The following is a 24,751-nucleotide window of genomic DNA, read 5'->3' as shown; positions in this document are numbered from 1 at the left end:
ATGAAATAGCAGGAGCATGATGTCATTCGCATGCTCCAAAAGACGGGACAGCCTGATGATCACAGTTTTCGGATCCATCAACATGGATCTCATCGCCACGACCGAGCGACTGCCAAAGCCCGGCGAGACGGTGGCCGGCAACGGTTTTGCCACGGCCGCCGGCGGCAAGGGCGCCAACCAGGCGCTGGCAGCCCGTCGCGCCGGCCGCTATGTGCACATGGCCGGCGCCGTCGGCAAGGATGCTTTTGCCGCCGATGCTCTCGCCCTGCTCGATGAGGCCGGAACCGACCTCTCCCTCGTCAAGCATGTCGACGGCCCCACAGGCACGGCGCTGATCCTCGTCGGCGGCGACGGCGAGAACATGATCGCCGTGGTTCCGGGCGCCAACGGCTTGGTCACGCCTGCGGATGCGGAAATCGCGATCGGCCGCATGAACGAAGGCGACATGCTGATGTTGCAGCTCGAGGTGCCTGTCGCGGCCGTCGAACGCGCGCTCTCGGCCGCGCGCGCCAAGGGCATCACCAGCATCCTCAACCTCGCCCCCTTGATCCCCGATGCACCGCGTCTCGGTCGCCTGGCCGATATCGTCATTGCCAATGAGACCGAGTTCGAGCGGCTCGCCGGACAGAACGGCATGGACACGCAAGAGCGCGAGGCAGCGCTTGTCCGCCTGCATCAGGAGACCGGCCAGACGCTGATCGTGACGCTCGGCGGTGACGGCGTCATCGCCATCCGCGACGGGGTCATTTCACGGGCGCAAGGGTTGGCGATCGATCCTGTCGACACGGTCGGAGCGGGAGACACCTTCTGCGGCTATTTCGCCGCCAGCCTCGATGACGGCGTGGATTTTCCGACGGCGCTGCGCCGCGCGGCGGTCGCCGGTTCACTCGCATGCCTCAAATCAGGCGCGCAACCGTCGATTCCTTTGAGCGAGGAAGTCGCAGACAGAATATAGGCTGGCCTCCTTGCGAAAGGTGGCCGGACCTCCCTTCGATTTTGAGGGGATTTCTGCGGCTTTCCTCATATAAACCCCTAAAGTTTCACTCAAATTTAAGAGGTCTCCGGCGATCTTCCCAGTGATCGCCGGGTCTTCGCGCTTGCGGATCCGCGGCTCATGCGGCTGCTCCATGACGGAGCCATGCCTTCGCTCCTGTGCCGAAGAATGCCCCTTCGGCGCATCCTTGCCCGAGGACCCCATGTTCATCTTTCGCATGAAATCGCTTGCGGCGAAGCTTATCGTCATCACCGGCATCGCCATCGCGCTTGTTCTCATCGTTTCGAATTTCTTCCTCATCGGCCAGACCCGGGATCGCGTCCAGACGCTGACGATGGATCAGGCCAACCTCGAAGCAAAATCGATCGCCAATGAAATCGCCGCCAATGTCGGCGAGCTCGCCAGTGCCGCGCGCAGCATGATGGGCGTCCTCGGCCGCGCCCACGACGGCAAGTCGCTCGATCGCAAGGGCATGATCAACGTGCTGAAGGCCAATCTCGAACAGAACGCCTTTGCCTTCGGCAGCTGGTTCTGCGAGCAGCTCGGCGCGCTCGACGGCAAGACCACCGAGATCGCCAACAATAATGACGAAGGCACGAACAAGAACGGCGCCTTCACGCCCTATTGGTCGAAGACCAAGGACGGTGGCATTCAATACTCCACCTTCGACAATGACTATACCGCCGAATGGTGGAAGCTTGCTGCCGACAGCCGCAAGGGCGCGATCACAACCCCCTATCTCGCCCAGGGAACAGATGTACCGACGCTGCTGACATCAATTGCCTATCCCGTCATAGCGGGCGGCAAGATGATCGGTGTCGGCGGTGTCGACATCTCGCTGAAGTCGCTGACCGACAAGCTGCAGGCGCTGCATCCCTTCGGCTCGGGGCGCGTGACGCTGCTGTCGCAGGCCGGCAACTGGATCGTCGCGCCGATCCCCGACCTGATGACGAAACAATATGACGGCGAAGGCGCCGACGTCGTCAAGGCGGCGCTGTCGAACAAGCAGCCCGGCCTTGTCAGGAATCTCACTTATGACGGCCTCGACCCCTTCGACCGCGTCGTCTATCCGTTCGAAGTCCCCGGCGTCAACGCCACCTGGGTCGTGCTTGTCGATGTCCCGCACACGGCGATCAACGCGCCGGTGCAGGACCAGACCTACATGATGATCGCCACCGGCCTGATCGTGCTCGGTGCGGTGATGCTCGCGCTCTATTTCGCCGTCCGCTCGCTCGTACAGCGGCCGCTCGGCAGCCTTGTCGCTAGCGTCAAAACGCTCAGCGACGGCGAATATGCCGAACCCATCGCTGCCCAGGACCGTACCGACGAAGTCGGTTCGGTCGCCAAGGCGCTCGAAGGCTTCCGCTTCAAACTCGCCGACTCCAGGCGCCTCGAAGACGAGGCCACCCACCAGCGACAGGCCGCCGAGACCGAGCGCAGCCGTTCGGAATCGGAACGGCAACAATCGGTGTCGCTGCAGCGTCATATCGTCTCGATCGTCGGCGCCGGCCTTTCCGAACTGTCCCAGGGCAATCTGGGTCACCGCATCACCGAGGAATTCCCCGGCGAATACGGCAAACTGAAGCAGGACTTCAACGCCGCGCTTGCGAGCCTCGAAGAGACCATCAACACGATGAATCTCAGCGTCGTCAATATCGGCGCCGGCACCGGCGAGATCAGCAACAGCGCTTCCGACCTCGCCAAACGCACCGAGCAGCAGGCGGCAAGCCTGGAAGAGACGGCGGCAGCGCTCAATGAGCTTACCGCCCAGGTCGATTCCAGTGCCGAGAATGCCCGCACGGCTGCCGACAACGTCAACCTCGCCTGCCAGGATGCCGAGAAATCAGGCGAAGTGGTGCAGAAAGCCATCGCCTCTATGCATGGGATCGAGCAGTCTTCGACGGAGGTTTCGCGGATTATCGGCGTCATCGACGAAATCGCCTTCCAGACGAACCTGCTGGCGCTGAATGCCGGCGTCGAAGCGGCCCGCGCCGGCGAAGCCGGCAAGGGTTTTGCCGTCGTCGCCCAGGAAGTGCGTGAACTCGCGCAGCGTTCGGCCAATGCTGCCAAGGAGATCAAGACGCTGATCAACACGTCGGCCGTCCAGGTCAAGGAAGGCGTCGATCTCGTCGGGCGCGCCGGCGGCACGCTGCACAAGATCGCCGAACAGGTGATGGGCATCAACAGCCTCATCCGGCAGATCTCGGCATCGGCGAGCGAACAGGCGGTCGGGCTGAAGGAAATCAACCAGGCCATGAACCAGATGGATCAGGTGACGCAGCAGAATGCGGCGATGGTGGAGGAAGCGACCGCCGCCAGCGTGGCGCTCAACGACGAGGCGCAGACGCTGAAGGCGCTCGCCACGCGCTTCAGCGTCTCCGGCTCCGCCAACGCGACTGCACTCGCCTCCGTGGCAAGGCAGATGCGTGCGCCGGCTGCAGCCCCCTCACATTTCGCGGCTGCTCCCGCGGTCCGCCACGCCCCGGCGACCCGCCGCACCACGCCTCAATCGCATGGCTCGGCTGCCGTGGCTCGGGATAACTGGGAAGAGTTCTGACCGTTCAGCCCTGCATAAGAAAAAAGGCGCCTGCGAAATCAGGCGCCTTTTTTCATTTAGAAATTATGCAGCTCAAGCAGCGTTCGACGTCTGCTCCTCGTTGAGGAAGGCGTAGATCGCCGAGGCGGAATCGGTGGCCCGCAGCTTTGCAACCAGGTCTTGATCGCGCAGGACGCGGGCGATGCGCGACAGGGCTTTGAGATGATCGGCGCCGGCGCCCTCCGGTGCCAGCAGCAGGAAGACGAGATCGACCGGCTGGTCGTCCAGCGCTTCGAAATCGACAGGCTGCTCCAGCCGGGCGAAGATGCCGACGATGGAATGAATGTTCACCAGCTTGCCGTGGGGAATGGCGATACCGTTGCCGACGCCGGTCGAGCCGAGGCGTTCGCGCTGCAGGATGACGTCGAAAATCTCCCGTTCGGAGAGCCCGGTGATCCTCGCGGCTCTTGCCGCCAATTCCTGAAGCAACTGTTTCTTGGAATTTACTCTGAGGGCGGGAATGATCGCATCCTGATGGAGCAAATCTGCCAATGCCATTTCTTTTTCCTTCTGTCGCCGGGATCAGATGATGCGAGGAGCGGCGGCGATACCGCCGCTCACCGCCCTGATCTCAGCCTTTGATATTGGCCGAATCGATCCAGCCAATATTTCCGTCGTGCCGACGATAAACGATATTCAGATGTTCCTTGCCGGGACTGCGGAACAGGAGAAGCGGCTCATCGGTCATGTCGAGCGCCATCACGGCGGTGGCGACGGACATGGTCTTCAACTGCTTCGTGCTTTCAGCGACGATTGCCGGGGCGAAATCGTCGGGAATTTCATCCTCGTGATCAGGAACGGAGTCCATGACCGTGTAGGAGACTTCTGCAAAGCCATTCAGGTGGTTTCCGGCATGATGGTCCTTCAGCTTGCGCTTGTAACGGCGCAGGCGTTTCTCGATGCGCTCGGAAGCGGCGTCGAAAGCAAGCTGCGGATCCGTGGCTTCGCCGGCGGCATGAAGCACCACCCCGCTGTCGAGATGAAGCTTGCAGTCTGCCGAGAAACGAGAACTCGCCTTTTCGACGGTCACCTGGCCGGAATACCCCCCATCGAAGTATTTCGTGATGGCCGTAGCAATTTGGTCCTCGATCTTTTGACGGAAGGATTCACCAATTTCCATATGTTTCCCGGATACACGCACACTCATGGAGTTTCCCTTCTTATGGTCGTTTGCGGGTATCAGTTTACGCCAAGCCTCGGGTTCATCCAAGCACTTCGCGCAATCTCAAGCAAGATCGGCGCAGGCCTGTGGGCCCTCGGTGCCCTTGGGATGATGGGGATAACTTCAAAACGCCGTTCACGGCGCCAATTGCGGCGGGCTTCTAGCCAGAGGTTACCAGAAAGTCAATAGGACGCCGAATCAGCCCCGGGCGCGCTCGCAGAAGCTGTAGCAAATCTCCTGCGGAAGGAGCCTTCCAGCAACTTCCTTTCATGAGCTCACGCGCTTCGCGCCTGCGTTGTGCGCGGCATCGTCATGGCGATGACACCGAGAATGACGCAGGTGAGCCCGATCCAGGCCGTCGGGCTCAGGCTTTCACCGAGGAAGACGATACCGATCGCGACACCGATCGGCACGCGGAGATAGGCTTGCGACGTGGTTCCGACCGAACCCAGCGTCTGAACGAGGCGGAAATAGATCGTAAAGGCAAGCGCCGTCGAAAAGGCGGAAAGGGCAAGCAGCGCCAGCACCGATGCGGCCGAGGGATCGAGCCCCCACGGCCGATCGACGATCAGGCTCACGGGCATCAGAATGACCGCGCCTGAGATCAGCGAACCGGCCGCCGGCACGGCGGGATCAAGGCCTCTGAAGTTCTTGCTGAAAATCGCAGCCCCGGCATAACAGATGGTCGCCAGGATGATGGCAAGCTGCGCCATCAGGCTTTCGCCAAGACCGCCGAGCGCTTCGACGCCGATGACGAGGCAGATGCCGGCAAGCCCGGAGACGACGCCGAAAAGCTTCCGCGCCGTCGCCTGCTCATGGCGGGTTATCGACACGGTCAGCAGGAAGGTGAAGATCGGCGTCGCCGAATTCAGGATCACCGCCAGTCCGGCATCGACGGACTGCTCCGCCCAGGCGATCAGCGTGAAAGGAATGACGCTGTTCAGGCAGGCCTGGACGACGAACAGGCGCCATGTCGCGCGGTCGCGCGGCAGGCGGACATGCCGATGGCGAAGCACGGCCAGCAGAATGGCGCCGGCGATCAGTGTGCGCACCGCGATCAAGGTCACCGGCGGGATCGTTTCGACCCCGATCTTGATAAAGGTGTAGGAAGAACCCCAGAGGGTCGCCAGCACCAAAAGCAGGACAAGTTCTCTGGCAAGCTTCGGATTTTGCGGCGTCATAGGCACATCGATATTCGTTTAAGACACGGGAGAAATAGGCCAATTTGCGAAGTGGATGCTTCGATCACGGTCGAAGCGTCCTGCTGCCTCAGAAGCCCGCGACCTTGGCGAGCGCCCGTTTCTCGCGGCGGCGCTGGACCGAGGAAGCGATGTTCATCGCTTCCCGGTATTTCGCGACCGTGCGGCGGGCGAGATCGATGCCGCCCTTCTTCAGCATGTCGACGATATCGTCATCGGAGAGCACCGCGTCGGGGCTCTCCTGCATGATCAGCGCGCGGATCTTGTGGCGCACGGCCTCGGCCGAATGGCTGTCGCCGCCCTCGACCGCGCCGATCGACACGGTGAAGAAATATTTGAGTTCGAAGAGGCCGCGCGGCGTCAGCATATATTTGTTCGAGGTGACGCGGCTGACGGTGGATTCATGCATCTTGATCGCCTCGGCCACCGTTTTCAGGTTCAGCGGCCGCAAATGGTCGACACCGTGCAGCAGGAAGACGTCCTGCTGGCGGACGATCTCGCTTGCCACCTTCATGATGGTCTTTGCCCGCTGGTCGAGGCTGCGGGTCAGCCAGTTGGCGCTCTGCAGGCACTCGGAAAGGAAGGCATGATCCTCGCCGTTCCGGGTCACGCGGGAAAAATAGGACTGATTAACAAGCACGCGCGGCAGCGTATCCGGATTGAGCTCGACCAGCCAGCCACCCTCCGCGGAGGGCCTGACGACGACATCGGGCATGATCGCTTCGGAAACACCCGTCTCGAAACCGCTGCCGGGCTTCGGATTGAGCTGGCGGATCTCGCCGAGCATGTCGAGAAGATCTTCCTCGTCAACGCCACAGAGCCGCTTCAGCGTGGCGAAGTCGCGCCGGGCCAGGAGCTCGAGATTTTCGACCAGCGCCTGCATGGCAGGGTCGTAACGGTCCTTCTGCCTGAGCTGGATCGCCAGGCATTCGGCGAGGCTGCGGGCAAAAACACCCGGCGGATCAAGCGTCTGGAGGGCGGCGAGCACGTGTTCGACCTGCGTGAGACTGGTGCCGAGCCGCTCGCCGGTCTCGACCAGATCGACCTGGATGTAACCGGCATCGTCGAGCTGATCGATAAAATTCTGCGCGATCAGCCGGTCGCTCATATCGGGCAGCACGAAGGGGATCTGCTGAGCGAGATGATCGCGCAGCGACACCTGGCCGGCGACAAAATCGTCGAGATCGTAATCGGCGCCGTCGGCGCTGCCCGGCATCGACTTCCACTGACCGACGAGTTCCGGTGCGTCGAGGCGCTGCGGACCACCGTCATCGGGAAAGACATTGGTGTAATTGGCGTCGAGCTCGTCGTTCAGCCGGCTGCTGCTTTCGCTGCCGCCATTGTCGTACCAGTCACTCGACAGCGCCTCGGCGCGATTGTCGGCGCCGTCGTCCGAGCCGGCGTCCTCCGGCGAATGACCGAACTGCTCGTCCTCGCCTGCCGGCCGTTCGTCGCCCGCCTCCCCGTCATTCGACGGAAATTCGAGCAGCGGGTTCTTCTCCACTTCCTGAGCGATGAACTGAGTGAGCTCGAAATGGGTCATCTGCAGCAACTGGATGGATTGCATCAGTTGCGGCGTCATGACCAGGGACTGGCTCTGGCGCAGAAATAGATTGGCGGACAGTGCCATGACGGACGCGAAACTCCCTCGACTCCAGGAAACCGCGCCCGATCCACGCTTCAGGCCACGGAAATCCGAGTTGGCCCAAAAATTGCTTTTTTATCTCATTTGGTCAAGCGGAACTACGCGGCAAGGTGAATCGGCGCGGGATCAGAGGCTGAAATTATCGCCGAGATAGAGCCGGCGCACTTCCGGATTGTTGACGATGTCGTTGGCCCGGCCGTGGGTCAGCACTTCACCGGCATGGATGATATAGGCGCGGTCGATGAGGCCAAGCGTCTCACGCACATTGTGGTCGGTAATGAGAACGCCGATGCCGCGGGCCGTCAGGTGGTGGACGAGGTTCTGGATATCGGCGACCGAAATCGGGTCGACACCGGCGAAGGGCTCGTCGAGCAACATGAAAGTCGGGTCGGTTGCAAGCGCTCGTGCGATTTCAAGACGGCGGCGTTCGCCGCCGGAAAGGGCGACGGCCGCGCTCTTGCGCAGCTTCTGGATATGAAATTCCTCAAGCAGCTCGTTCAGCTTCTGCTCGCGCTCGGCCTTGTCCTTCACATGCACTTCGAGGACGGCGCGGATATTTTCTTCCACCGTCAGTCCGCGAAAGATCGAGGCCTCCTGCGGCAGGTAACCGACGCCGAGGCGCGAGCGGCGGTACATCGGCATGGTCGTGACATCGTTTCCGTCGATCTCGATCGTGCCTTCATCCACCGGCACCAGGCCGGTGATCATGTAAAAGCAGGTCGTCTTGCCGGCGCCGTTCGGGCCGAGCAGGCCGACGGCTTCGCCGCGACGCACCACCAGGGAGACGCCGTTGACGACACGGCGCGTCGCATAGGTCTTGGTCAGACCACGGGCGATCAGCGTTCCCTGATAGCGGCTCTTGTCGGCGGCACCCGCAGCGTGCGGCTCAGGCCTGCCGAACATGGTTGATAGCGATGATAATTTCACGTGGGAGGCCGGTTCAGTTCTGCTTCTGCGCGTTCGGCTGCGATTTCGGATCGAGCTGAATCTGGACACGACCGCCGCAGCTTTCAAGCTCCGCCTGGCCGGTTTGCATGTGAACGGTCAGCTTGCAGCCGGTGAAGACGTTCGGACCGTCCGACAGAATGACCTTGTTTCCCTGATCCGCGGTCAGGATGAATGTCTGCGAGGCCATGTCGAAATTGCCGTCGTCGGCAGTCGCCGTCTGCGTGCCCGAGACCAGGTAGACCTTGTCCGTCACCAGGATCTTGTCGATATCCGCACTTCCCGACGCCAGCGAGGCCGACTGCGCGGGCTTCGCCTCGGGTTGAGCCGGCGCGCCGGCGCCCGACTTTGCCGCCTTGTCCTTGTAATAGACGGTCATCTTGCCGGACTGCATCGTCGTCGTGCCCTGGACGACCTTGACGTTGCCGGTGAAGAGCGCCGTGTGCTCCTGGTCATGGATCTCCAGCTTGTCGCTTTCGATCTGGATCGGCTGGTCGTTGGAAAGCTTCATGCCCGACATGGTGGTCGACTGCGCCCCAGCGCCCGAGACCGTCAGAATAAGGGCAAATGCGCCGGCAACGAATGCGATGCCCGTCTTGCAAGCTGAAATGCGACAATCTTTTGTCATGGGTGACCCGGCTGGTTAAGTGCCCTGTTTATGAATGGTGGATGGATCGACATTCATGCGAACATTCCCCTCGAATGTGATCACGCGCCCCTTATCGGTTATCTCCAGCGTCTTCGCAACAATGGAAGCATTGTCCTTTGTGATGGTGACGGGGTCGTCGCTGCGCATGTTGCCGCCCTTGATGTCGAGCCGGGCGGACTGGAATTGCGCGTTGAGGCCGCTGCTCAGCACCAGGGTGAAGGGAGCCGTCATATGCAGGTTATCGGTGGCGCGATTATAATCGGCAGTCGAAGCGATGACGCGGGCAATCAGCCCGTCATTCATCGGCACGGCGGCCTTGATGGTCTCGAGGGTGATGAGATCGGGATTGCGGATATCCTGCAGCGCCCTTTCGGCAAGCATGGAATAATTGACGCCGTCGGAGTTGCGTCCGGCAATTGCCGGCTTTTCCATCACGACCTTGCCGTTCTCGATCTTGGCGCCTTCGAACTTGACGTTTTCGGGCAGGTAGAGGCTCACCAAGGCCACCGTCGCAAGCGCGCCGGCGACGATAAGGGCGGCCAACGGCAGCAAGATCTTCAGCCGCCGCACGCGGGCGGAATGGAACAACGCATCGCGATAGGGGCTCCTGCCGGAGCCCGCATAAGCGGCATGTCCGTTGTTCTTCAGGGTATCGAGCATAGGTCTCGTTCCATGTGCGGTGATTGCCTCGCCTGCGTAACAAAGCCGGCCGGCAATCACAGTTCGTTTCGCATTATTACATTGGCTTGCCAATATGGAATTTTTTCTGCAACAAGCAACAAAATGGAAAAACATACAAAAGTGGCATTCATACGCGCCGCTGCCACCCATTTCACCGGGCTCATCGGCGCCATGCCGACCCGGGCCAGCGCTGGAGGTATCTCATGGACAGTTCGATCATCGCGGATCGCCGGCGGCTGCGCCGCAAGCTCGGCTTCTGGCGCATCGTCGCGGTCGCCCTCATCGTGGCGCTCGGTTTTGCCTTTTACCGCTTCGCCGTCGGCGAGGCCGGCACGGCAAGTCCGCAAATCGCCCATGTGACGATATCGGGGCTGATCGTCGATGATGACGAGCTGCTGGAGCGGCTAAAGAAGGTCGAGACCAGCGATCAGGTGAAGGCCGCGGTGATTTCGATCTCCTCGCCCGGCGGCACGACCTATGGCGGCGAAAAAATCTTCAAGGCGATCCGGGCGATATCAGCGAAGAAGCCCGTCGTCTCCGACGTGCGCACGCTGGCCGCTTCCGCCGGCTATATGGTCGCCACCGCCGGCGACACGATCATTGCCGGCGACAGCTCGATCACCGGCTCGATCGGCGTCATCTTCCAGTACCCGCAGATCCAGCCGCTGCTCGACAAGATCGGCGTGTCGCTGCAGGAGATCAAGTCCTCGCCGCTGAAGGCCGAGCCTTCGCCCTTCCACGAGGCGAGCGAGGAAGCCAAGGCGATGATCCGCAACATGGTGATTGACAGCTACAACTGGTTCGTCGACCTAGTGGCCGACCGGCGCAAGCTGCCCCGCGAGGAGGTGCTGAAACTCGCCGACGGGACGATCTATACCGGCCGGCAGGCGCTCCAGGCGAAACTCGTCGATACGATCGGCGGCGAGGCGGAAATCCGCGCCTATCTCAAATCGCGTGGCGTCGACGTTGATCTGCCGATGGTGGATTGGGACAAGAAGAGCAACACGCCTTTTCTGCTCGCTGGAGCTGTTTCGCGGCTGGTTACTATCCTGGGTTATGATGATCTTGTCAGGGGTCAGGATATCAATGGAATCCTACCCCCAAAGTTGCTTCTTGACGGGCTGCTTTCAGTTTGGCAGGTTGGCCGCGATTGATAAGAAATCAATAATTTAAGGGGGCGACTGTGATCAAGTCCGAATTGGTGCAGATTGTTGCGGCACGCAACCCGCATCTCTATCATCGCGACGTCGAAAATATCGTCAACGCGGTTCTCGACGAGATCACCGATGCACTGGCTGCGGGCAACCGCGTCGAATTGCGCGGCTTCGGCGCGTTTTCGGTCAAGAACCGCCCTTCCCGCTCCGGCCGCAACCCGCGCACCGGCGATACCGTCTTCGTCGAGGAAAAGTGGGTTCCCTTCTTCAAAACAGGCAAGGAACTGCGCGAGCGGCTCAATCCCGGCCAGGCCGACGAAGAGGATTGAGCGGCGCGAGCCGCCTGCGGCGAAACCGCACTTGAACTTGAACACCGTTTTCCTATTCTGCTAGCGCATCGGCCCGAAAGTCGGAATCGATTTTCGGGCCGATGCATATATAAGGCGCATGGAGAGTTCAAATGGCCAAGAAGATTGTCAACCTGTTGATTTTGCTGCCGCTCGGCGTCATCCTCATCGTCTTCTGCGTCGCCAACCGGCAGAGCGTCACGCTCGCCTTCAATCCCTTCAGGCCCGACGATCCGGTGCTTGCTGTTTCCGCGCCCTTCTTCGTCTTCCTGTTCATCGCGCTGATAGCAGGCATGCTGATCGGCTCGGCCGCCACCTGGTTCAGCCAGGGCAAACACCGCAAGCGCGCCCGCACCGAGGCCAAGGAAGCCATTCGCTGGCAGGGCGAGGCCGACCGCCACAGGACCCGCGCGGAGGACATCGCCGGCCAGCTGCCGTCGCGGTGAGATCGGCTCACCGCCCGAGTCAAACCGGAGAAAAGCTCAGCTCCTCATAATCGCCTTCCGGCGACGCGCCATTGCCGGTCACGGCAAAACCGTGGGAAAGGTAGAAGGCCTTCGCCCGTCGGTTGTTCACCAGGCATTTCAGACGGTACTTATGTTGCGGCCACTCCGGCAGCGCCCGGAGCAGCGCCGTGCCGGCGCCAAGACCCTGAAACTCGGGCCTTATATAAAGCATGTGAATGAAATCGTCCTCCGGCCAGAGCGACAGGAAGCCGGCAAGGCTGCCATCGACATGCTCGCAGACGAAGATCGTCTCACCATTGGTATGAGCGGAGAAATCCTCGCGGTGAAACTTGCCGGGATCGACCCAGACGAATGTCTGGCGGCGCACGGAAAGATAGATGTCCGCGAGCATTTCCTGGTCTTCCGCCCGCGGCGGCCTGATGGTCCATGTCATCATGTCGGAATAGCTCAGGCACGGGTCCGCGCCAAGCCCGCAGCGAAAGCCTTCGATGCTCAATCCGCAGCCATTTTTGCAACGACCGCAGTATTGAAATCCGAGAAGAAGCCCTCGGCCAGCCGCTGCGAGGTCGAATCGAGCAGGCGTGCGCCGAGCTGAGCGAGCCTGCCGCCGAGTTCGGCCTTGGCCCGATAGTGCAGGATCGTCTCCTCGCCGCTCGCCTCGAGTACGACATCGGCGCTGCCCCTGGCGAAGCCAGCCAGGCCGCCCTTGCCTTCCGCCGACAGCGTATAGCTTTCCGGCGCATCGATATTGGAAAGCGTCAGTAACCCATGGAAGGTGGCGGAGAACAGGCTGAACTTCACCTTGATCGTCGCCTCGAACGCGCTTGGCGATAGCCGCTCGATGCCCTGGCAGCCGGGAATGCAGCCACGCATGATCTCCGGATCGTTGAGCGCTGCCCAGACCATGTCCCGCGGCGCGGCGATACGTTCTTCGCCGGTGAAATCCATTCGGCAGCCCCATCTTCGATTCGCTCAACTTATCCAGCGGGAAAGCGCTTTGCCAAGGCGGAGGGGAATGTTATCTGCGCTACGATCCCGAGTGAGGAATTGGCCGATGAACGAACTGAAGCCCTGGAGCGTGACGGCAAGCCGCATCACCTATGAAGACCGCTGGATCAGGGTGCGGAGCGACGATTGCGTCACCGCCGACGGAATCGTCATCGCGCCATTCCATGTGCTCGATTATCCCGACTGGATCAACGTCATCCCAGTCATGCCCGACGGGCGGGTGCTGCTGACGCGGGAATACCGGCACGGCCGCGGCGAGATCGTGCTCGGCCTCGTCGCCGGCGGTGTCGAAGCAGACGATGGCAAGACTGGCGACGGCAAGAGCGGCGATGCGGCGTTGGCGGCGGCACAGCGCGAACTGCGGGAAGAGACCGGCTATGAAGCCTCGACCTTCGTCAAGCTGCTCACCTCCTATCCGAATGCGGCCAGCCATAGCAACACGGTGACGAGCTGGCTGGCGCTCGGTCTGAGCCGGGCCGGCGAACCGCGTTTCGACCCCGGCGAGAAGGTCGAGCTGCTGTTTACCGATCTTGCCGCCATCCTCGGCGACCTGCAATCCGGCGCCGTCATCATGCAGTCGATGCATGTCGCTGCACTTTATGCGGCAGAAAGCTGGCTTCGGAGAGGGGCGCGTCCGAGGGCTTGAAATAGGCGCTGTGCCCGCAGAAGCTGCCCTCTCGCCGGGGCCGACCAGCGCGCAGTTGATCCGGCACGGTCTTCTGGGCTACTGCATAGCCTGCAAGACACCCCGACAGAGACGCGGAAGAGCACGTTGAAACAAAGAGAACGCCGGCCGGGCCAGAAGAAGACATCAGGTCCCGCCGGTGAAAGCCGCAGGGACGATCGGGCCGGCCGATCACTGAAGCCCGTGGTGCGCCCCGCGGCCACACGCGATACAGTTCGCGAGACTGCGGCGGCCGCGGTTTCGCGCCCGCTCATGGTACGCAGCGGCGGTCGGCCGGCGGAGCGCGTGCCTGTCATTCTCGAATCGCTCGGCGCCGGCGATTTCCACCTGATCGACAGCGGCGACGGCCAGAAGCTCGAGCAATATGGCCCCTACCGCATCATCCGCCCGGAGGCCCAGGCGCTGTGGCGGCCTTCGCTGGCGCCGCAAATCTGGGAAAAGGTCGATGCCGTCTTCACCGGCGATACCGACGAGGAAGGCACCGGCCGCTGGCGCTTTCCGAAGGCCGCACTCGGCGAGACCTGGCCGCTCAACCTGCTCGGCGTCGATTTTCTCGGCCGCTTCACCTCGTTCCGTCACGTCGGCGTCTTTCCCGAGCAGATCGTGCACTGGAGCTGGATGAAAGAGCAGGTTGAAAAGGCCGGCCGGCCGCTGAAGGTGCTGAACCTCTTCGGTTATACCGGCGTCGCCTCGCTGGTCGCCGCCGCTGCCGGCGCCGAGGTCACCCATGTCGACGCGTCGAAGAAGGCGATTGGCTGGGCGCGCGAGAACCAGGCGCTCGGGCGCATGGAGAAGCTGCCGATCCGCTGGATCTGCGAGGATGCGATGAAGTTCATCCTGCGCGAGGAACGCCGCGGCAGCCAGTACGACATCATCCTGACCGATCCGCCTAAATTCGGCCGCGGCCCCAATGGCGAAGTCTGGCATCTTTTCGAGCATCTGCCATTGATGCTCGATGTCTGCCGCGAAATCCTGTCGCCGAAGGCGGTCGGCCTGGTGCTGACGGCCTATTCGATCCGCGCCAGCTTCTATTCGATCCACGAGCTGATGCGCGAAACGATGCGCGGCGCCGGCGGCGCGGTCGAATCCGGCGAGCTGGTGATTCGCGAGGCAGGCCTCGACGGCAAAACGCCGGGCCGCGCGCTTTCCACCTCCCTCTTTTCCCGCTGGGTGCCGCAATGAGCAAGGACTTCCACGATCAGGGACCGCGCAGGGTCGGGCAGGTGAAGGAAGTCACCTCGCTCGCCAATCCGATCATCAAGGACATCAAGGCGCTGACCAACAAGAAGTCGCGGGAGGAAAGCGGGACTTTCCTCGCCGAAGGTCTGAAGCTCGTCATCGATGCGATCGAGCTCGGCTGGACGATCCGCACGCTGGTCTATGCCAAGGCCGCCAAAGGCAAGCCGCTGGTCGAGCAGATGGCGGCAAGGACCGTCGCCGCGGGCGGGCTGGTGCTCGAAGTCAGTGAAAAGGTGATTGCCGCAATCACCCGGCGCGACAACCCGCAAATGGTCGTCGGCATCTTCGAGCAGCGCTGGACGCCGCTTAAGGGCATCCGACCCCAGGAGGGTGAGACGTGGGTGGCGCTCGACCGGGTGCGCGATCCGGGCAATCTCGGCACCATCATCCGGACGGCCGATGCCGCCGGCGCGTCCGGCATTATTCTGATCGGCGAGACGACCGATCCCTTCTCGCTGGAGACTGTGCGGGCAACCATGGGCTCGGTCTTTGCCGTTCCGGTCGCGCGGGCGACGCCGGAGGAGTTCTTGGCCTGGCGGAAGTCGGCCGGCGTTTCCATAGTCGCCACCCATCTGGCCGGCGCGGTCGATTATCGCACGATCGACTACCGGAGGAAGCCCACCGTACTGCTGATGGGCAACGAACAATCCGGCCTGCCGGACCAGCTCGCCCGGGAAGCCGATGCGCTTGCCCGCATCCCGCAGCAGGGCCGCGCCGATTCCCTCAACCTCGCCGTCGCCACCGCCGTCATGCTTTTCGAAGCGCGCCGCCATCTCCTCTCACTTGCCGAGGGCAAATGACCGAACCGACGCATGCACGCCCCGCACTGTTTTCGCGCCCGGCGCCGATCCTCTTCTTCATCCTCTTCGCCGTTCTGATCGACCAGGTCGTCAAGGTCGCCGTCGATCATTACCTGCCGCTGCAGGAAGCCGTGCCCGTCATTCCGATGCTGGCGCTCTACCGCACTTATAATCTCGGCGTCGCCTTTTCGATGCTGGAGGGTATGGACGGCTGGTTTATCGTCGGCATGCGGCTCGTCATCGTCGCCTTCGTCATCTGGCTGTGGTACCGCACGGCAAAAGACCGCTGGCTCGCCCATCTCGGCTATGCGCTGATCATTGCCGGGGCGATCGGCAATCTTGTCGACCGCTTCGCCTATGGGCATGTGATCGACTACATCCTCTTCTACACCGAAAGCTGGTCGTTTGCGGTGTTCAATCTCGCCGACAGTTTCATCACCATCGGCGCCGGCTGCGTCATTCTCGAGGAACTGCTGCTGCCGAAAAAGGCCGGCCGCTAAAATTGTATCGAATTCCTGAAGGCATTCGGAACAAGCCTCATGTTATCCAGATACCATGCAGAGTCTGGGACAGTTGCAGGAAAGATTGTCCGCCGCCTTCGGCGGAGCCGCCGTCAAGCCGCATCAGGAGCGGACGGAGGAACCCTCTCCGCGTCCCGGCGCATCGCCAGCGCGCACGGGTACTACTCCCCTGTCGGGGCCTGCAGCGACGCGGCGCCTGCTGTTCTACTGGCTGAGCGGCGCCGGTTTTCTGGCCGCGATGATCCTGACGCTGCTCGCCCATGCCGGCGAGCCGCTGCTCCTTTCGGGCGGTCTCGTCGCTCTCGGCCTTGCCGTCATCGCCGGCTATGCCGTGCTGGTGGTTCGCCGGCAGAGAAGCGGGCAGCCGGCCGGTCGATCCACTCCGAACGGCGATGATGGCGCGAAGCTCTTCGCCGAGGTGCATGATGTGCTCGGCGACATCACCCTCACCCGCGCCATGGACCGGCGCATCATCTCGGCCAACGACACGTTTCGCCGGCTGACCGGCCGGCTGCGCCCGGAAGGGCGGACCTGCGAAGAGATCGGGCTTGCCTTCCGCCCCGGCCCGATCCCGCACTGCTACGACGTCGAGATATCGACGCCGGAAGGCCAGCGTATTTTCCTGTGGCGCGACGTCGTCACCCGCGATCCGGGCAGCGGTCACCTGCTGCTGCAGAGTGTTGCCCGTGATGTGACGGAGGAACGGCTCGTCGCGCAGGGCCGCGAGTCCGCCCGCCAGAAGGCCGAGTATAACAGCGCCGCGAAATCCCGACTGCTTGCAACCGTCAGCCACGAGGTGCGCACGCCGCTTTCCGGCATTCTCGGCATGACGCACCTGCTCGCGGAAACGAGGCTGACGCAGGAGCAGCAGAATTATCTGGCCAACATCCGCCAGTCCGGCCACGCCTTGACGCAGCTTGTCGAGGATCTGCTCGATTTTTCCACCATCGAGGTCGGCCGATTCGAGCTTCACCCGCGCTCGGAATCGCTGCGGAAGCTCCTGGAAAGCGTTGTCGAAATGCTCGCCCACCGGGCGCATGAAAAGGGCATCGAGATCGGCGCCACCGTGTCATCAGACGTTCCGGAGAAAATGAGCTTCGATGCGGCGCGCCTGCGCCAGGTTCTGTTCAACGTCATCGGCAATGCCGTCAAATTCACCCAGGCCGGCGGCGTTTTCATCCGCGTATCGCTTGATGCCGGCAACCTCCTGATCACCGTCACCGACACCGGTCCGGGCATGACGGCGGAGGAGCAGGCGCGTGTCTTCGGCGAGTTCGAGCAGGGTGGAAACGTTGCCGACAAGAGCGGCGGCACCGGGCTCGGCCTTGCCATCTCCGCCCGCATCATGCGCGAATTCGACGGCGCCCTGACGGTCACCAGCGAAAAGGGCAAAGGCAGCACGTTCACCATCCGCTTCCCGATTGAACTCGATAGCGAGCGTTCCGAGCGGCGAAACACGCTGCTTTCCGGCAACAGCGTCGTGCTGCTGGCGCCGGCGGGGGCTGCCCGCTCCGCCATTGCCGAAACGATCACCGCGCTCGGCGGCATTTGCCATCTCGTCGACACCGGCGAGGCTGCGCGCGCGAGGCTGCTCGGAATGGCGAGCGGCGGCCGCCGGCCGACCGATATCATCGTCGATCATCGCATGTCGGCGGAATTTTCAGCGCACCTCGCCGATCGCGCCGAAATCGCTGCACTTGGCCTGCGCAAGGTCCTGCTCGTCAACCCGGAAGAGCGCAGCGCCCATCCGCTCGACCTGTTCGATGCCTGGCTCATCCGGCCGCTGCGCGAACAGTCGCTGATCGATGTGCTGCGCGGGCGCATGCGCGGCATGGAGAAGCGCGACGCGCTGAACGACAACCAACCGGGCTTCGGCCTGCCAATGACCGACACCGTGGTTGCCGCACACGGGCTGCGCATCCTGCTCGGAGAGGACGATCCGATCAATGCGATGCTGGTGCGCGTCATGCTCGAAAAGGGCGGACACAAGGTGCACCATGTCGAGGATTTCGAGACGCTCCTCGATTGCGCCCTCGGCGAGGCGAACGCTCGGCCCGACATCATCATCAGCGATCTGTCGATGCCCGGCGGCAACGGCATCGACATGCTGGGGCGGCTGCGCGGCCACGAAAGGCGGCTCGATCTCGACCCGGTGCCGGTGATCGTGCTCACCGCCGACAAGAGCGACGAGTCGCGCCGCCAGGTCTTGCTCAATGGCGCCAACCGCGTCATGGTGAAACCGGTCGACCCGGTGCGGCTGCTGACGGAAGTTCAGGCGGTCGCCGCGCTTTCCGCCCGCCGGGCAGAGGCGCGGTAGGTCGCTGAATTGACTGCGCAGGCTGCTTGCGCCGGGAAATTCAATATGTCACTTTCCTGTCGCACAGAAGTGTTTTATGGCGTCGATAAGCCGGCAACGGGAGAATCGCCATGTCCTCCATCGACATCCTGAATCGTGACGTTACCACGGAGGCTGCACGGCCGTCGACGGCTGCGCAGCAAGACGGCGACATCCTCGGCCGGATCGGCAATCTCGAAACCCGCCTTGCCCGCACGGCACGTGAGATCGATGCGGCCCAGGCCGTGCGCTACCGCGTCTTCGTCGACGAAATGAAGGCGCAGCTGCCGCCGGAAGCCATGCGGCGCGAACGGGATTTCGATGCTTATGACGCTTTCTGCGACCATCTTCTCGTTCTCGACCGCTCGCTCGAAGGTGATCCGGAAGACCAGATCGTCGGCACCTACCGGCTGCTGCGCCAGGATGTCGCGATCGCCAATGGCGGTTTTTACTCGGCTTCCGAATTCGAAATCGAGAGCCTGCTCGCCAGGCATCCGGACAAGCGTTTCATGGAACTCGGACGCTCCTGCGTGCTGCCGGAATACCGCACCAAACGCACCGTCGAGCTTCTCTGGCAGGGCAACTGGGCTTATGCGCTGAAGCACGGCATGAGCGCGATGTTCGGCTGCGCCTCGTTCCCAGGCGTCTACCTCGAAAGCCACGCATTGGCGCTGTCCTTCCTCTACCACAATGTGCTGGCGAAGGACGAATGGACCGTCGGCGCACTGCCGCATCTCGCTCGCAACATGGACCTGATGCCGGCCGAGGCCGTCAACCCGAAGCGGGCGCTGATGGCCCTGCCGCCGCTGATCAAGGGCTATCTCAGACTCGGCGCGATGGTCGGCTCCAGCGCGGTCATCGACCACGCCTTCAACACGACCGACGTGCTGATCGTGCTGCCGATCTCCAGCATTTCCGACCGCTACCTGAACTACTACGGCGCCGACGCCGGCCGTTTCGCCAGCTGATCGCTTCGTCGCGCTGCCGTCCGATAGGATCAATGGCTGCCCCTCATCCTAACTCTCTCCCCGTAATGACGGGGAGAGAGGACGTGCCTTATGAGAGATCTGCGAGGAACTGAGAGGTCGCGGCACGCTCCCTTCGCCCCGCAAGCGGGGAGAAGCTGCGGGCAGGCGGATGAGGGGCTGATCTCGCCGATCTCCCCTGTCACTAAATAGCTCGCTATGCGGGCAGGTGGCCTTACGAACCGCCATAGGCGGCGATCGCCGCCATGTTGACGATGTCGCTGTCCTTGGCGCCCATCGAGGTGATCTGCACCGGTTTGTCGAGGCCGACGAGGATCGGGCCAATGACGGTGGAGCCACCGAGTTCCTGCAGCATCTTCGTCGAGATCGAGGCCGAGTGGAAGGCCGGCATGACGAGCACGTTGGCGGGGCCGGAGAGCCGGCAGAAGGGATATTGCTCCATCACCTTGCGGTTCAGCGCCACATCGGCGGCCATCTCGCCGTCATATTCGAAATCGACGCGGCGCTTGTCGAGGATCTTCACCGCTTCGCGCACCCGCTCGGAGCGTTCGCCGGAGGGATGGCCGAAGGTGGAATAGGCAAGCAAGGCGACGCGCGGCTGATAACCCATGCGCCGTGCGAGACCGGCAGCCTCTTCGGCGATGTCGGCAAGCTCTTCGGACGTCGGCATATCATGCACGGCCGTATCGGCGACGAAGACAGTGCGGCCGCGGCAGAGCGCCAGCGACACACCGATAACGCGGTGGCCGGGCTTCTCGTCGATGCAGCGGCGTATATCCTCGAGCGCGGTCGAATAGTTGCGGGTGATGCCCGTCACCATGCCGTCGGCGTCGCCAAGCGCTACCATGGTGGCGGCGAAATGGTTGCGGTCATTGTGGATCAGCCGCTGGGCATCGCGGTGAAGGTAACCCTTCCGCTGCAGCCTGGCATAGAGATAATCGATATAGGCCTCGACGCGGGTGGAGATACGGGCGTTGACGATCTCCAGGCCGGGGCGGTTGAGATCGATGCCGGCGCGCTCCGCCGTCGCCCGGATCAGGTCTTCGCGGCCGAGCAGCAGCGCGGTGCCGAGCTGCTGATTGGCATAGGACAATGCTGCACGCAGGACCTGCTCTTCCTCGGCTTCGGCAAAGACGATCCGCTTCGGCCGGCGGCGCACCCGCTCGTAGAGGCTGGCGAGCGTCGAGGCGATCGGATCGCGGCGGGCCGAAAGCTCGCGGGCGTAACCGGCCATATCGGTAATGACCTTGCGGGCAACGCCGGTCTCGATCGCGGCTTGGGCGACCGCGACCGGAATGGCCGAGATCAGCCGCGGATCGAATGGAACCGGGATGATGTATTGCGCGCCGAAACGCGGCCGGTTGCCCTGATAGGCGGCGACCACGTCATCGGGCACGTCCTCGCGGGCCAGATTGGCCAGCGCGTTGACGGCGGCGATCTTCATTGCGTCGTTGATCGTCGAGGCGCGCACGTCGAGGGCGCCGCGGAAGATATAGGGGAAGCCGAGGACGTTGTTGACCTGGTTCGGATAGTCCGAGCGGCCGGTCGCCATGATGGCGTCGTCGCGGATGCGGGCCACCTCCTCCGGGGTGATTTCGGGATCGGGATTGGCCATGGCGAAGATGATCGGCCGATCCGCCATCGAGCGGATCATCTTGGCCGAGAAGGCGCCCTTCTGCGACAGGCCGAAAATGACGTCGGCACCCTTCATCGCCTCTTCCAGCGTGCGGGCGTCGGTCTTGGCCGCATGCGCCGATTTCCACTGGTTCATGCCCTCGGTGCGGCCCTGGTAGATGACGCCCTTGGTATCGCAGAGGATGATGTTTTCAGGGGCAAAACCCATCGCCTTGACCAGTTCGACGCAGGCGATCGCCGCCGCGCCCGCGCCGTTGCAGACGAGCTTCGTCGTCTTCAGGTCGCGGCCGGTCAGCTCCAGCGCGTTGATCAGGCCGGCGGCGGCGATGATCGCCGTACCATGCTGATCGTCGTGAAACACCGGAATATCCATCAGCTCGCGCAGCCGGCTTTCGATCACGAAGCAATCCGGCGCCTTGATGTCCTCAAGGTTGATGCCGCCGAAGGAGGGGCCGAGGAAGCGCACGCAATTGATGAACTCGTCGACATTTTCGGTATCGATCTCGAGGTCGATGGAATCAACGTCGGCGAAGCGCTTGAACAGCACCGACTTGCCTTCCATGACCGGCTTGGAGGCGAGCGCGCCGAGATTGCCGAGGCCGAGAATGGCGGTGCCGTTGGAGATAACCGCGACCATGTTGCCGCGCGCCGTGTAGTCGTAGGCCGTCTGCGGATCGGCGGCGATCGCCTTGACGGGGACGGCGACACCGGGCGAATAGGCGAGCGACAGGTCGCGCTGCGTTGCCATCGGCTTGGTCGGATTGATCTCCAGCTTGCCGGGCCGGCCCATCGCATGAAAATCGAGCGCCTCCTGGTCGGTCACTGATGTCGTCGGCCGGTCCTTCTTATCGATATCGGGCATAAATCCTCCAACGTCCTGTGGGCGACGCTTTGCTCTTCCTCAAATGCTGTTGTCATCTATAGCGGCGCACGGATAGGGTTGGCACCTGTTTTTTTGGGAAAAACTGCACCTCCGTGAACGCACGAATAGACACAGGAAATGAAGCCTTTTCGGCTGCCGAGCTTGCCACGGCGGAAAGCCGTGCCTCGGCGACGCCGATGATGGAGCAATATATCGAGATCAAGGCGAACAATCCGGGTTCGCTGCTGTTCTATCGCATGGGCGACTTCTACGAGCTGTTCTTCGAGGATGCGCTGGAGGCTTCGCGCGCGCTGGGCATCACGCTGACGAAGCGCGGCCAGCATATGGGCCAGGATATCCCGATGTGCGGCGTGCCGGTGCATGCCGCCGACGATTATCTGCAGAAGCTGATTTCGCTCGGTTTCCGCGTCGCCGTCTGCGAGCAGGTCGAGGATCCGGCCGAAGCAAAGAAACGCGGCGGCAAATCCGTCGTCAAGCGTGATGTCGTGCGGCTGGTCACGCCGGGCACGATCACCGAGGAAAAGCTGCTATCGCCTTCGGAATCCAACTATCTGATGGCGCTCACCCGCATTCGCGGCGGGGCCGAACCGGCGCTGGCACTTGCCTGGATCGATATTTCCACCGGCGTCTTCCGGCTGGCGGAGACGGAAAGTTCGCGCCTGCTCGCCGACATCCTGCGCATCGATCCGCGCGAGCTGATCCTGCCCGATACGATTTTCCACGATCCCGAGCTGAAACCCGTCTTTGACGTGCTCGGCCGCACGGCGGTGCCGCAGCCGGCGGTGCTCTTCGACAGCGCCAGCGCCGAAGGCCGGATCGCCCGCTATTTCGGCGTTTCGACGCTGGACGGCTTCGGCAGCTTCTCGCGCGCCGAGCTTGCGGCAGCCGCAGCCGCCGTCGCCTATGTCGAGAAAACGCAGATCGCCGAGCGTCCGCCGCTCGGGCAGCCCGAGCGGGAAAGTGCCGCTTCGACGCTGTTCATCGACCCGGCCACCCGCGCCAATCTCGAGCTTGCCCGCACGCTGTCGGGCGATCGCAACGGTTCGCTGCTGAAGGCGATCGACCGCACCGTCACCGGCGGCGGCGCCAGGCTTCTCGCCGAGCGGCTGATGTCGCCGCTCACCGACCCCGCCCGCATCAATGCCCGGCTCGATTCGATCGGCTTCCTGATCGACGAGCCCTCGCTCTGCGGCAGGCTGCGCGATACGCTGAAACATGTGCCCGACATGCCGCGGGCGCTCTCGCGCCTGGCGCTCGACCGCGGCGGCCCGCGTGATCTCGCGGCCATCCGCCAGGGCCTGCAGGCCGCAAGCGGCCTCGCGGATCTGCTCGCCACCGCCATGCTGCCGGAAGAACTCGGCGAGGCGCTGTCCGGACTGAAAGCGCTTCCCGCGAGCCTGGAAACGCTGCTTGCCGAGACGCTCGCCGACGAACTGCCGCTGCTCAAGCGCGACGGCGGTTTCCTGCGCGACGGCGCCAGCGGCGAACTCGACGAGGTCCGGGCGCTGCGCGACCAGTCGCGCCGCGTCATCGCCGGGCTGCAGCTGCAATATGCCGAGGAAACCGGCATCCGCTCGCTGAAGATCAAGCACAACAATATTCTTGGCTATTTCATCGAGGTCACCGCCGGCAATGCCGGCCCGATGACCGATACGGCGGAAGCCAAGGCCCGCTTCATCCACCGCCAGACGATGGCGAGCGCGATGCGCTTCACCACGACGGAACTTGCCGATCTCGAAAGCCGCATCGCCAATGCCGCCGACCGGGCGCTTTCGATCGAACTCGAAGCCTTCGACAAGATGACGGCGGCCGTCGTGGCGGAAGCCGAGGCGATCAAATCAGGCGCCCGGGCGCTGGCCGTCATCGACGTCGCCGCGGGTCTCGCGCTGCTCGCCGAAGAGCAGGCCTATTGCCGGCCGCAGGTCGACGGCTCGAAGATGTTTGCCATCGAGGGCGGCCGTCATCCTGTTGTCGAGCAGGCACTGCGGCGGCAGGCGGGTGGCCCCTTTGTCGCCAACCATTGCGATCTTTCGCCGAAGGACGGCGCCAAGGACGGCGCCATCTGGCTGCTGACCGGCCCGAACATGGGCGGTAAATCGACCTTTCTGCGCCAGAACGCGCTGATCGCGATCCTGGCGCAGATGGGCTCTTTCGTGCCGGCGACGTCCGCCCATATCGGCATCGTCGACCGGCTGTTCTCGCGCGTCGGCGCCTCCGACGACCTGGCGCGCGGGCGCTCGACCTTCATGGTCGAGATGGTGGAGACGGCTGCGATCCTCAACCAGGCGAGCGACCGCTCGCTCGTCATCCTCGACGAGATCGGCCGCGGCACCGCCACCTTCGACGGCCTGTCGATCGCCTGGGCCGCCGTCGAGCACCTGCATGAGGCCAATCGCTGCCGCGGTCTGTTCGCCACGCATTTCCACGAGCTGACCGTGCTGTCGGAAAAGCTTGGCCGGCTATCGAACGCCACGATGCGCGTCAAGGAATGGGACGGCGACGTGATCTTCCTGCACGAGGTCGGCCCGGGTGCCGCCGACCGCTCCTACGGCATCCAGGTCGCCCGTCTTGCCGGGCTTCCGGCCTCGGTCGTGTCGCGGGCCCGCGACGTGCTCACCCGCCTCGAAGATGCCGACCGCAAGAACCCGGCGAGCCAGCTGATCGACGACCTGCCGCTCTTCCAGGTGGCGGTGCGCCGCGAGGACACGACCCGCGGCCCATCGAAGGTCGAGGAGACGCTGAAGGCGATGAGCCTTGACGACATGACGCCGCGCGAGGCGATCGACGCGCTTTACGATCTCAAGAAAAAGCTGAAATAGG

At 63.0% G+C, this 24,751-nt stretch carries 22 protein-coding genes; 12 read left to right on the top strand and 10 right to left on the bottom strand.

Annotated features, from left to right (window positions below; all coding sequences use genetic code 11):
• Nucleotides 1–55 precede the first annotated feature (55 nt).
• Both AMK00_RS02245 and AMK00_RS02240 read left to right on the top strand, forming a co-directional pair.
• A complete protein-coding gene (locus AMK00_RS02245) occupies nucleotides 56–955 on the top strand; it encodes a ribokinase (protein WP_064811621.1) in 900 nt (299 codons plus the stop codon).
• A 241-nt stretch (nucleotides 956–1,196) separates the two neighbouring features.
• The gene (locus AMK00_RS02240; RefSeq protein WP_064809428.1) at nucleotides 1,197–3,551 is read left to right on the top strand and encodes a methyl-accepting chemotaxis protein; all 2,355 of its coding nucleotides are present in this window, start codon (nucleotides 1,197–1,199) and stop codon (nucleotides 3,549–3,551) included.
• 72 nt (nucleotides 3,552–3,623) lie between these two features.
• On the opposite strand, the gene ptsN is transcribed toward AMK00_RS02240, so the two are convergent.
• The 7 genes from ptsN to lptC all read right to left on the bottom strand — a co-directional run bounded on the left by ptsN (nucleotide 3,624) and on the right by lptC (nucleotide 9,850).
• On the bottom strand, nucleotides 3,624–4,088 hold the full coding sequence (gene ptsN, locus AMK00_RS02235) for a PTS IIA-like nitrogen regulatory protein PtsN (RefSeq protein WP_011423788.1): 465 nt from the start codon (nucleotides 4,086–4,088) through the stop codon (nucleotides 3,624–3,626).
• 73 nt (nucleotides 4,089–4,161) lie between these two features.
• On the bottom strand, nucleotides 4,162–4,737 hold the full coding sequence (gene hpf / locus AMK00_RS02230; protein ID WP_064800465.1) for a ribosome hibernation-promoting factor, HPF/YfiA family: 576 nt from the start codon (nucleotides 4,735–4,737) through the stop codon (nucleotides 4,162–4,164).
• Between the two features lie 290 nt (nucleotides 4,738–5,027).
• Nucleotides 5,028–5,933: a DMT family transporter gene (locus AMK00_RS02225; RefSeq protein WP_064809427.1), complete on the bottom strand. Its 906-nt coding sequence runs from the start codon at nucleotides 5,931–5,933 to the stop codon at nucleotides 5,028–5,030.
• A gap of 88 nt (nucleotides 5,934–6,021) precedes the next feature.
• Nucleotides 6,022–7,581, bottom strand: coding sequence for an RNA polymerase factor sigma-54 (rpoN, locus tag AMK00_RS02220; RefSeq protein ID WP_064809425.1), 1,560 nt, complete (start codon nucleotides 7,579–7,581; stop codon nucleotides 6,022–6,024).
• A gap of 141 nt (nucleotides 7,582–7,722) precedes the next feature.
• A complete protein-coding gene (gene lptB, locus AMK00_RS02215) occupies nucleotides 7,723–8,499 on the bottom strand; it encodes an LPS export ABC transporter ATP-binding protein (protein WP_064800463.1) in 777 nt (258 codons plus the stop codon).
• Nucleotides 8,500–8,536: 37 nt separating this feature from the next.
• Nucleotides 8,537–9,169, bottom strand: a complete 633-nt coding sequence (locus tag AMK00_RS02210; RefSeq protein WP_064809423.1) for an LptA/OstA family protein — start codon at nucleotides 9,167–9,169, stop codon at nucleotides 8,537–8,539.
• A 15-nt stretch (nucleotides 9,170–9,184) separates the two neighbouring features.
• On the bottom strand, nucleotides 9,185–9,850 hold the full coding sequence (gene lptC, locus AMK00_RS02205; protein ID WP_064800461.1) for an LPS export ABC transporter periplasmic protein LptC: 666 nt from the start codon (nucleotides 9,848–9,850) through the stop codon (nucleotides 9,185–9,187).
• A gap of 224 nt (nucleotides 9,851–10,074) precedes the next feature.
• Here lptC and sppA point away from each other — a divergent pair, with 224 nt between their 5' ends.
• The 3 genes from sppA (at nucleotide 10,075) to AMK00_RS02190 (ending at nucleotide 11,818) form a co-directional block, all read left to right on the top strand.
• Nucleotides 10,075–11,025, top strand: a complete 951-nt coding sequence (sppA, locus tag AMK00_RS02200; protein WP_064809422.1) for a signal peptide peptidase SppA — start codon at nucleotides 10,075–10,077, stop codon at nucleotides 11,023–11,025.
• 29 nt (nucleotides 11,026–11,054) lie between these two features.
• Entirely contained in the window at nucleotides 11,055–11,354 is a 300-nt protein-coding gene (locus AMK00_RS02195; protein WP_003544934.1) for an integration host factor subunit beta, read from the top strand.
• A 131-nt stretch (nucleotides 11,355–11,485) separates the two neighbouring features.
• Nucleotides 11,486–11,818 carry a LapA family protein gene (locus tag AMK00_RS02190; protein WP_064800459.1) on the top strand — a complete coding sequence of 111 codons (333 nt, stop codon included), beginning with the start codon at nucleotides 11,486–11,488 and terminating at the stop codon, nucleotides 11,816–11,818.
• A gap of 19 nt (nucleotides 11,819–11,837) precedes the next feature.
• Here the strand turns inward: AMK00_RS02190 and AMK00_RS02185 are convergent, their stop codons facing one another.
• On the bottom strand, nucleotides 11,838–12,272 hold the full coding sequence (locus AMK00_RS02185; protein ID WP_064811620.1) for a GNAT family N-acetyltransferase: 435 nt from the start codon (nucleotides 12,270–12,272) through the stop codon (nucleotides 11,838–11,840).
• Between the two features lie 59 nt (nucleotides 12,273–12,331).
• On the bottom strand, nucleotides 12,332–12,787 hold the full coding sequence (locus tag AMK00_RS02180; RefSeq protein WP_064809421.1) for an SRPBCC family protein: 456 nt from the start codon (nucleotides 12,785–12,787) through the stop codon (nucleotides 12,332–12,334).
• Nucleotides 12,788–12,893: 106 nt separating this feature from the next.
• On the opposite strand from AMK00_RS02180, the gene AMK00_RS02175 reads away from it, so the two are divergent.
• From AMK00_RS02175 to AMK00_RS02150, 6 genes are all read left to right on the top strand, one after another.
• The gene (locus AMK00_RS02175; RefSeq protein WP_123876168.1) at nucleotides 12,894–13,493 is read left to right on the top strand and encodes an NUDIX hydrolase; all 600 of its coding nucleotides are present in this window, start codon (nucleotides 12,894–12,896) and stop codon (nucleotides 13,491–13,493) included.
• A 126-nt stretch (nucleotides 13,494–13,619) separates the two neighbouring features.
• Complete coding sequence (locus tag AMK00_RS02170) at nucleotides 13,620–14,714, top strand: class I SAM-dependent methyltransferase (protein WP_064809418.1); 1,095 nt, start codon at nucleotides 13,620–13,622, stop codon at nucleotides 14,712–14,714.
• Complete coding sequence (locus tag AMK00_RS02165; protein ID WP_064809416.1) at nucleotides 14,711–15,571, top strand: TrmH family RNA methyltransferase; 861 nt, start codon at nucleotides 14,711–14,713, stop codon at nucleotides 15,569–15,571. The genes AMK00_RS02170 and AMK00_RS02165 overlap by 4 nt, the downstream gene beginning before the upstream one ends.
• Nucleotides 15,568–16,071: a signal peptidase II gene (gene lspA, locus AMK00_RS02160; RefSeq protein ID WP_064800454.1), complete on the top strand. Its 504-nt coding sequence runs from the start codon at nucleotides 15,568–15,570 to the stop codon at nucleotides 16,069–16,071. The genes AMK00_RS02165 and lspA overlap by 4 nt, the downstream gene beginning before the upstream one ends.
• Before the next feature lie 55 nt (nucleotides 16,072–16,126).
• Nucleotides 16,127–18,409, top strand: a complete 2,283-nt coding sequence (locus tag AMK00_RS02155; protein ID WP_064809414.1) for a hybrid sensor histidine kinase/response regulator — start codon at nucleotides 16,127–16,129, stop codon at nucleotides 18,407–18,409.
• Nucleotides 18,410–18,519: 110 nt separating this feature from the next.
• On the top strand, nucleotides 18,520–19,395 hold the full coding sequence (locus tag AMK00_RS02150) for a GNAT family N-acetyltransferase (protein WP_064809412.1): 876 nt from the start codon (nucleotides 18,520–18,522) through the stop codon (nucleotides 19,393–19,395).
• 232 nt (nucleotides 19,396–19,627) lie between these two features.
• Here AMK00_RS02150 and AMK00_RS02145 read toward each other — a convergent pair whose 3' ends face one another.
• Nucleotides 19,628–21,910, bottom strand: a complete 2,283-nt coding sequence (locus AMK00_RS02145; RefSeq protein ID WP_064809410.1) for an NADP-dependent malic enzyme — start codon at nucleotides 21,908–21,910, stop codon at nucleotides 19,628–19,630.
• A 113-nt stretch (nucleotides 21,911–22,023) separates the two neighbouring features.
• Here AMK00_RS02145 and mutS point away from each other — a divergent pair, with 113 nt between their 5' ends.
• On the top strand, nucleotides 22,024–24,750 hold the full coding sequence (gene mutS, locus AMK00_RS02140; RefSeq protein ID WP_064809408.1) for a DNA mismatch repair protein MutS: 2,727 nt from the start codon (nucleotides 22,024–22,026) through the stop codon (nucleotides 24,748–24,750).
• Nucleotide 24,751: the final 1 nt, after the last annotated feature.

The organism is Rhizobium sp. N621, from assembly GCF_001664325.1.
Classification (GTDB): Bacteria; Pseudomonadota; Alphaproteobacteria; order Rhizobiales; family Rhizobiaceae; genus Rhizobium; species Rhizobium esperanzae.
The sequence above is the reverse complement of the archived record's forward strand: the minus strand, read 5'-3'. Positions and strand labels throughout refer to the sequence as shown.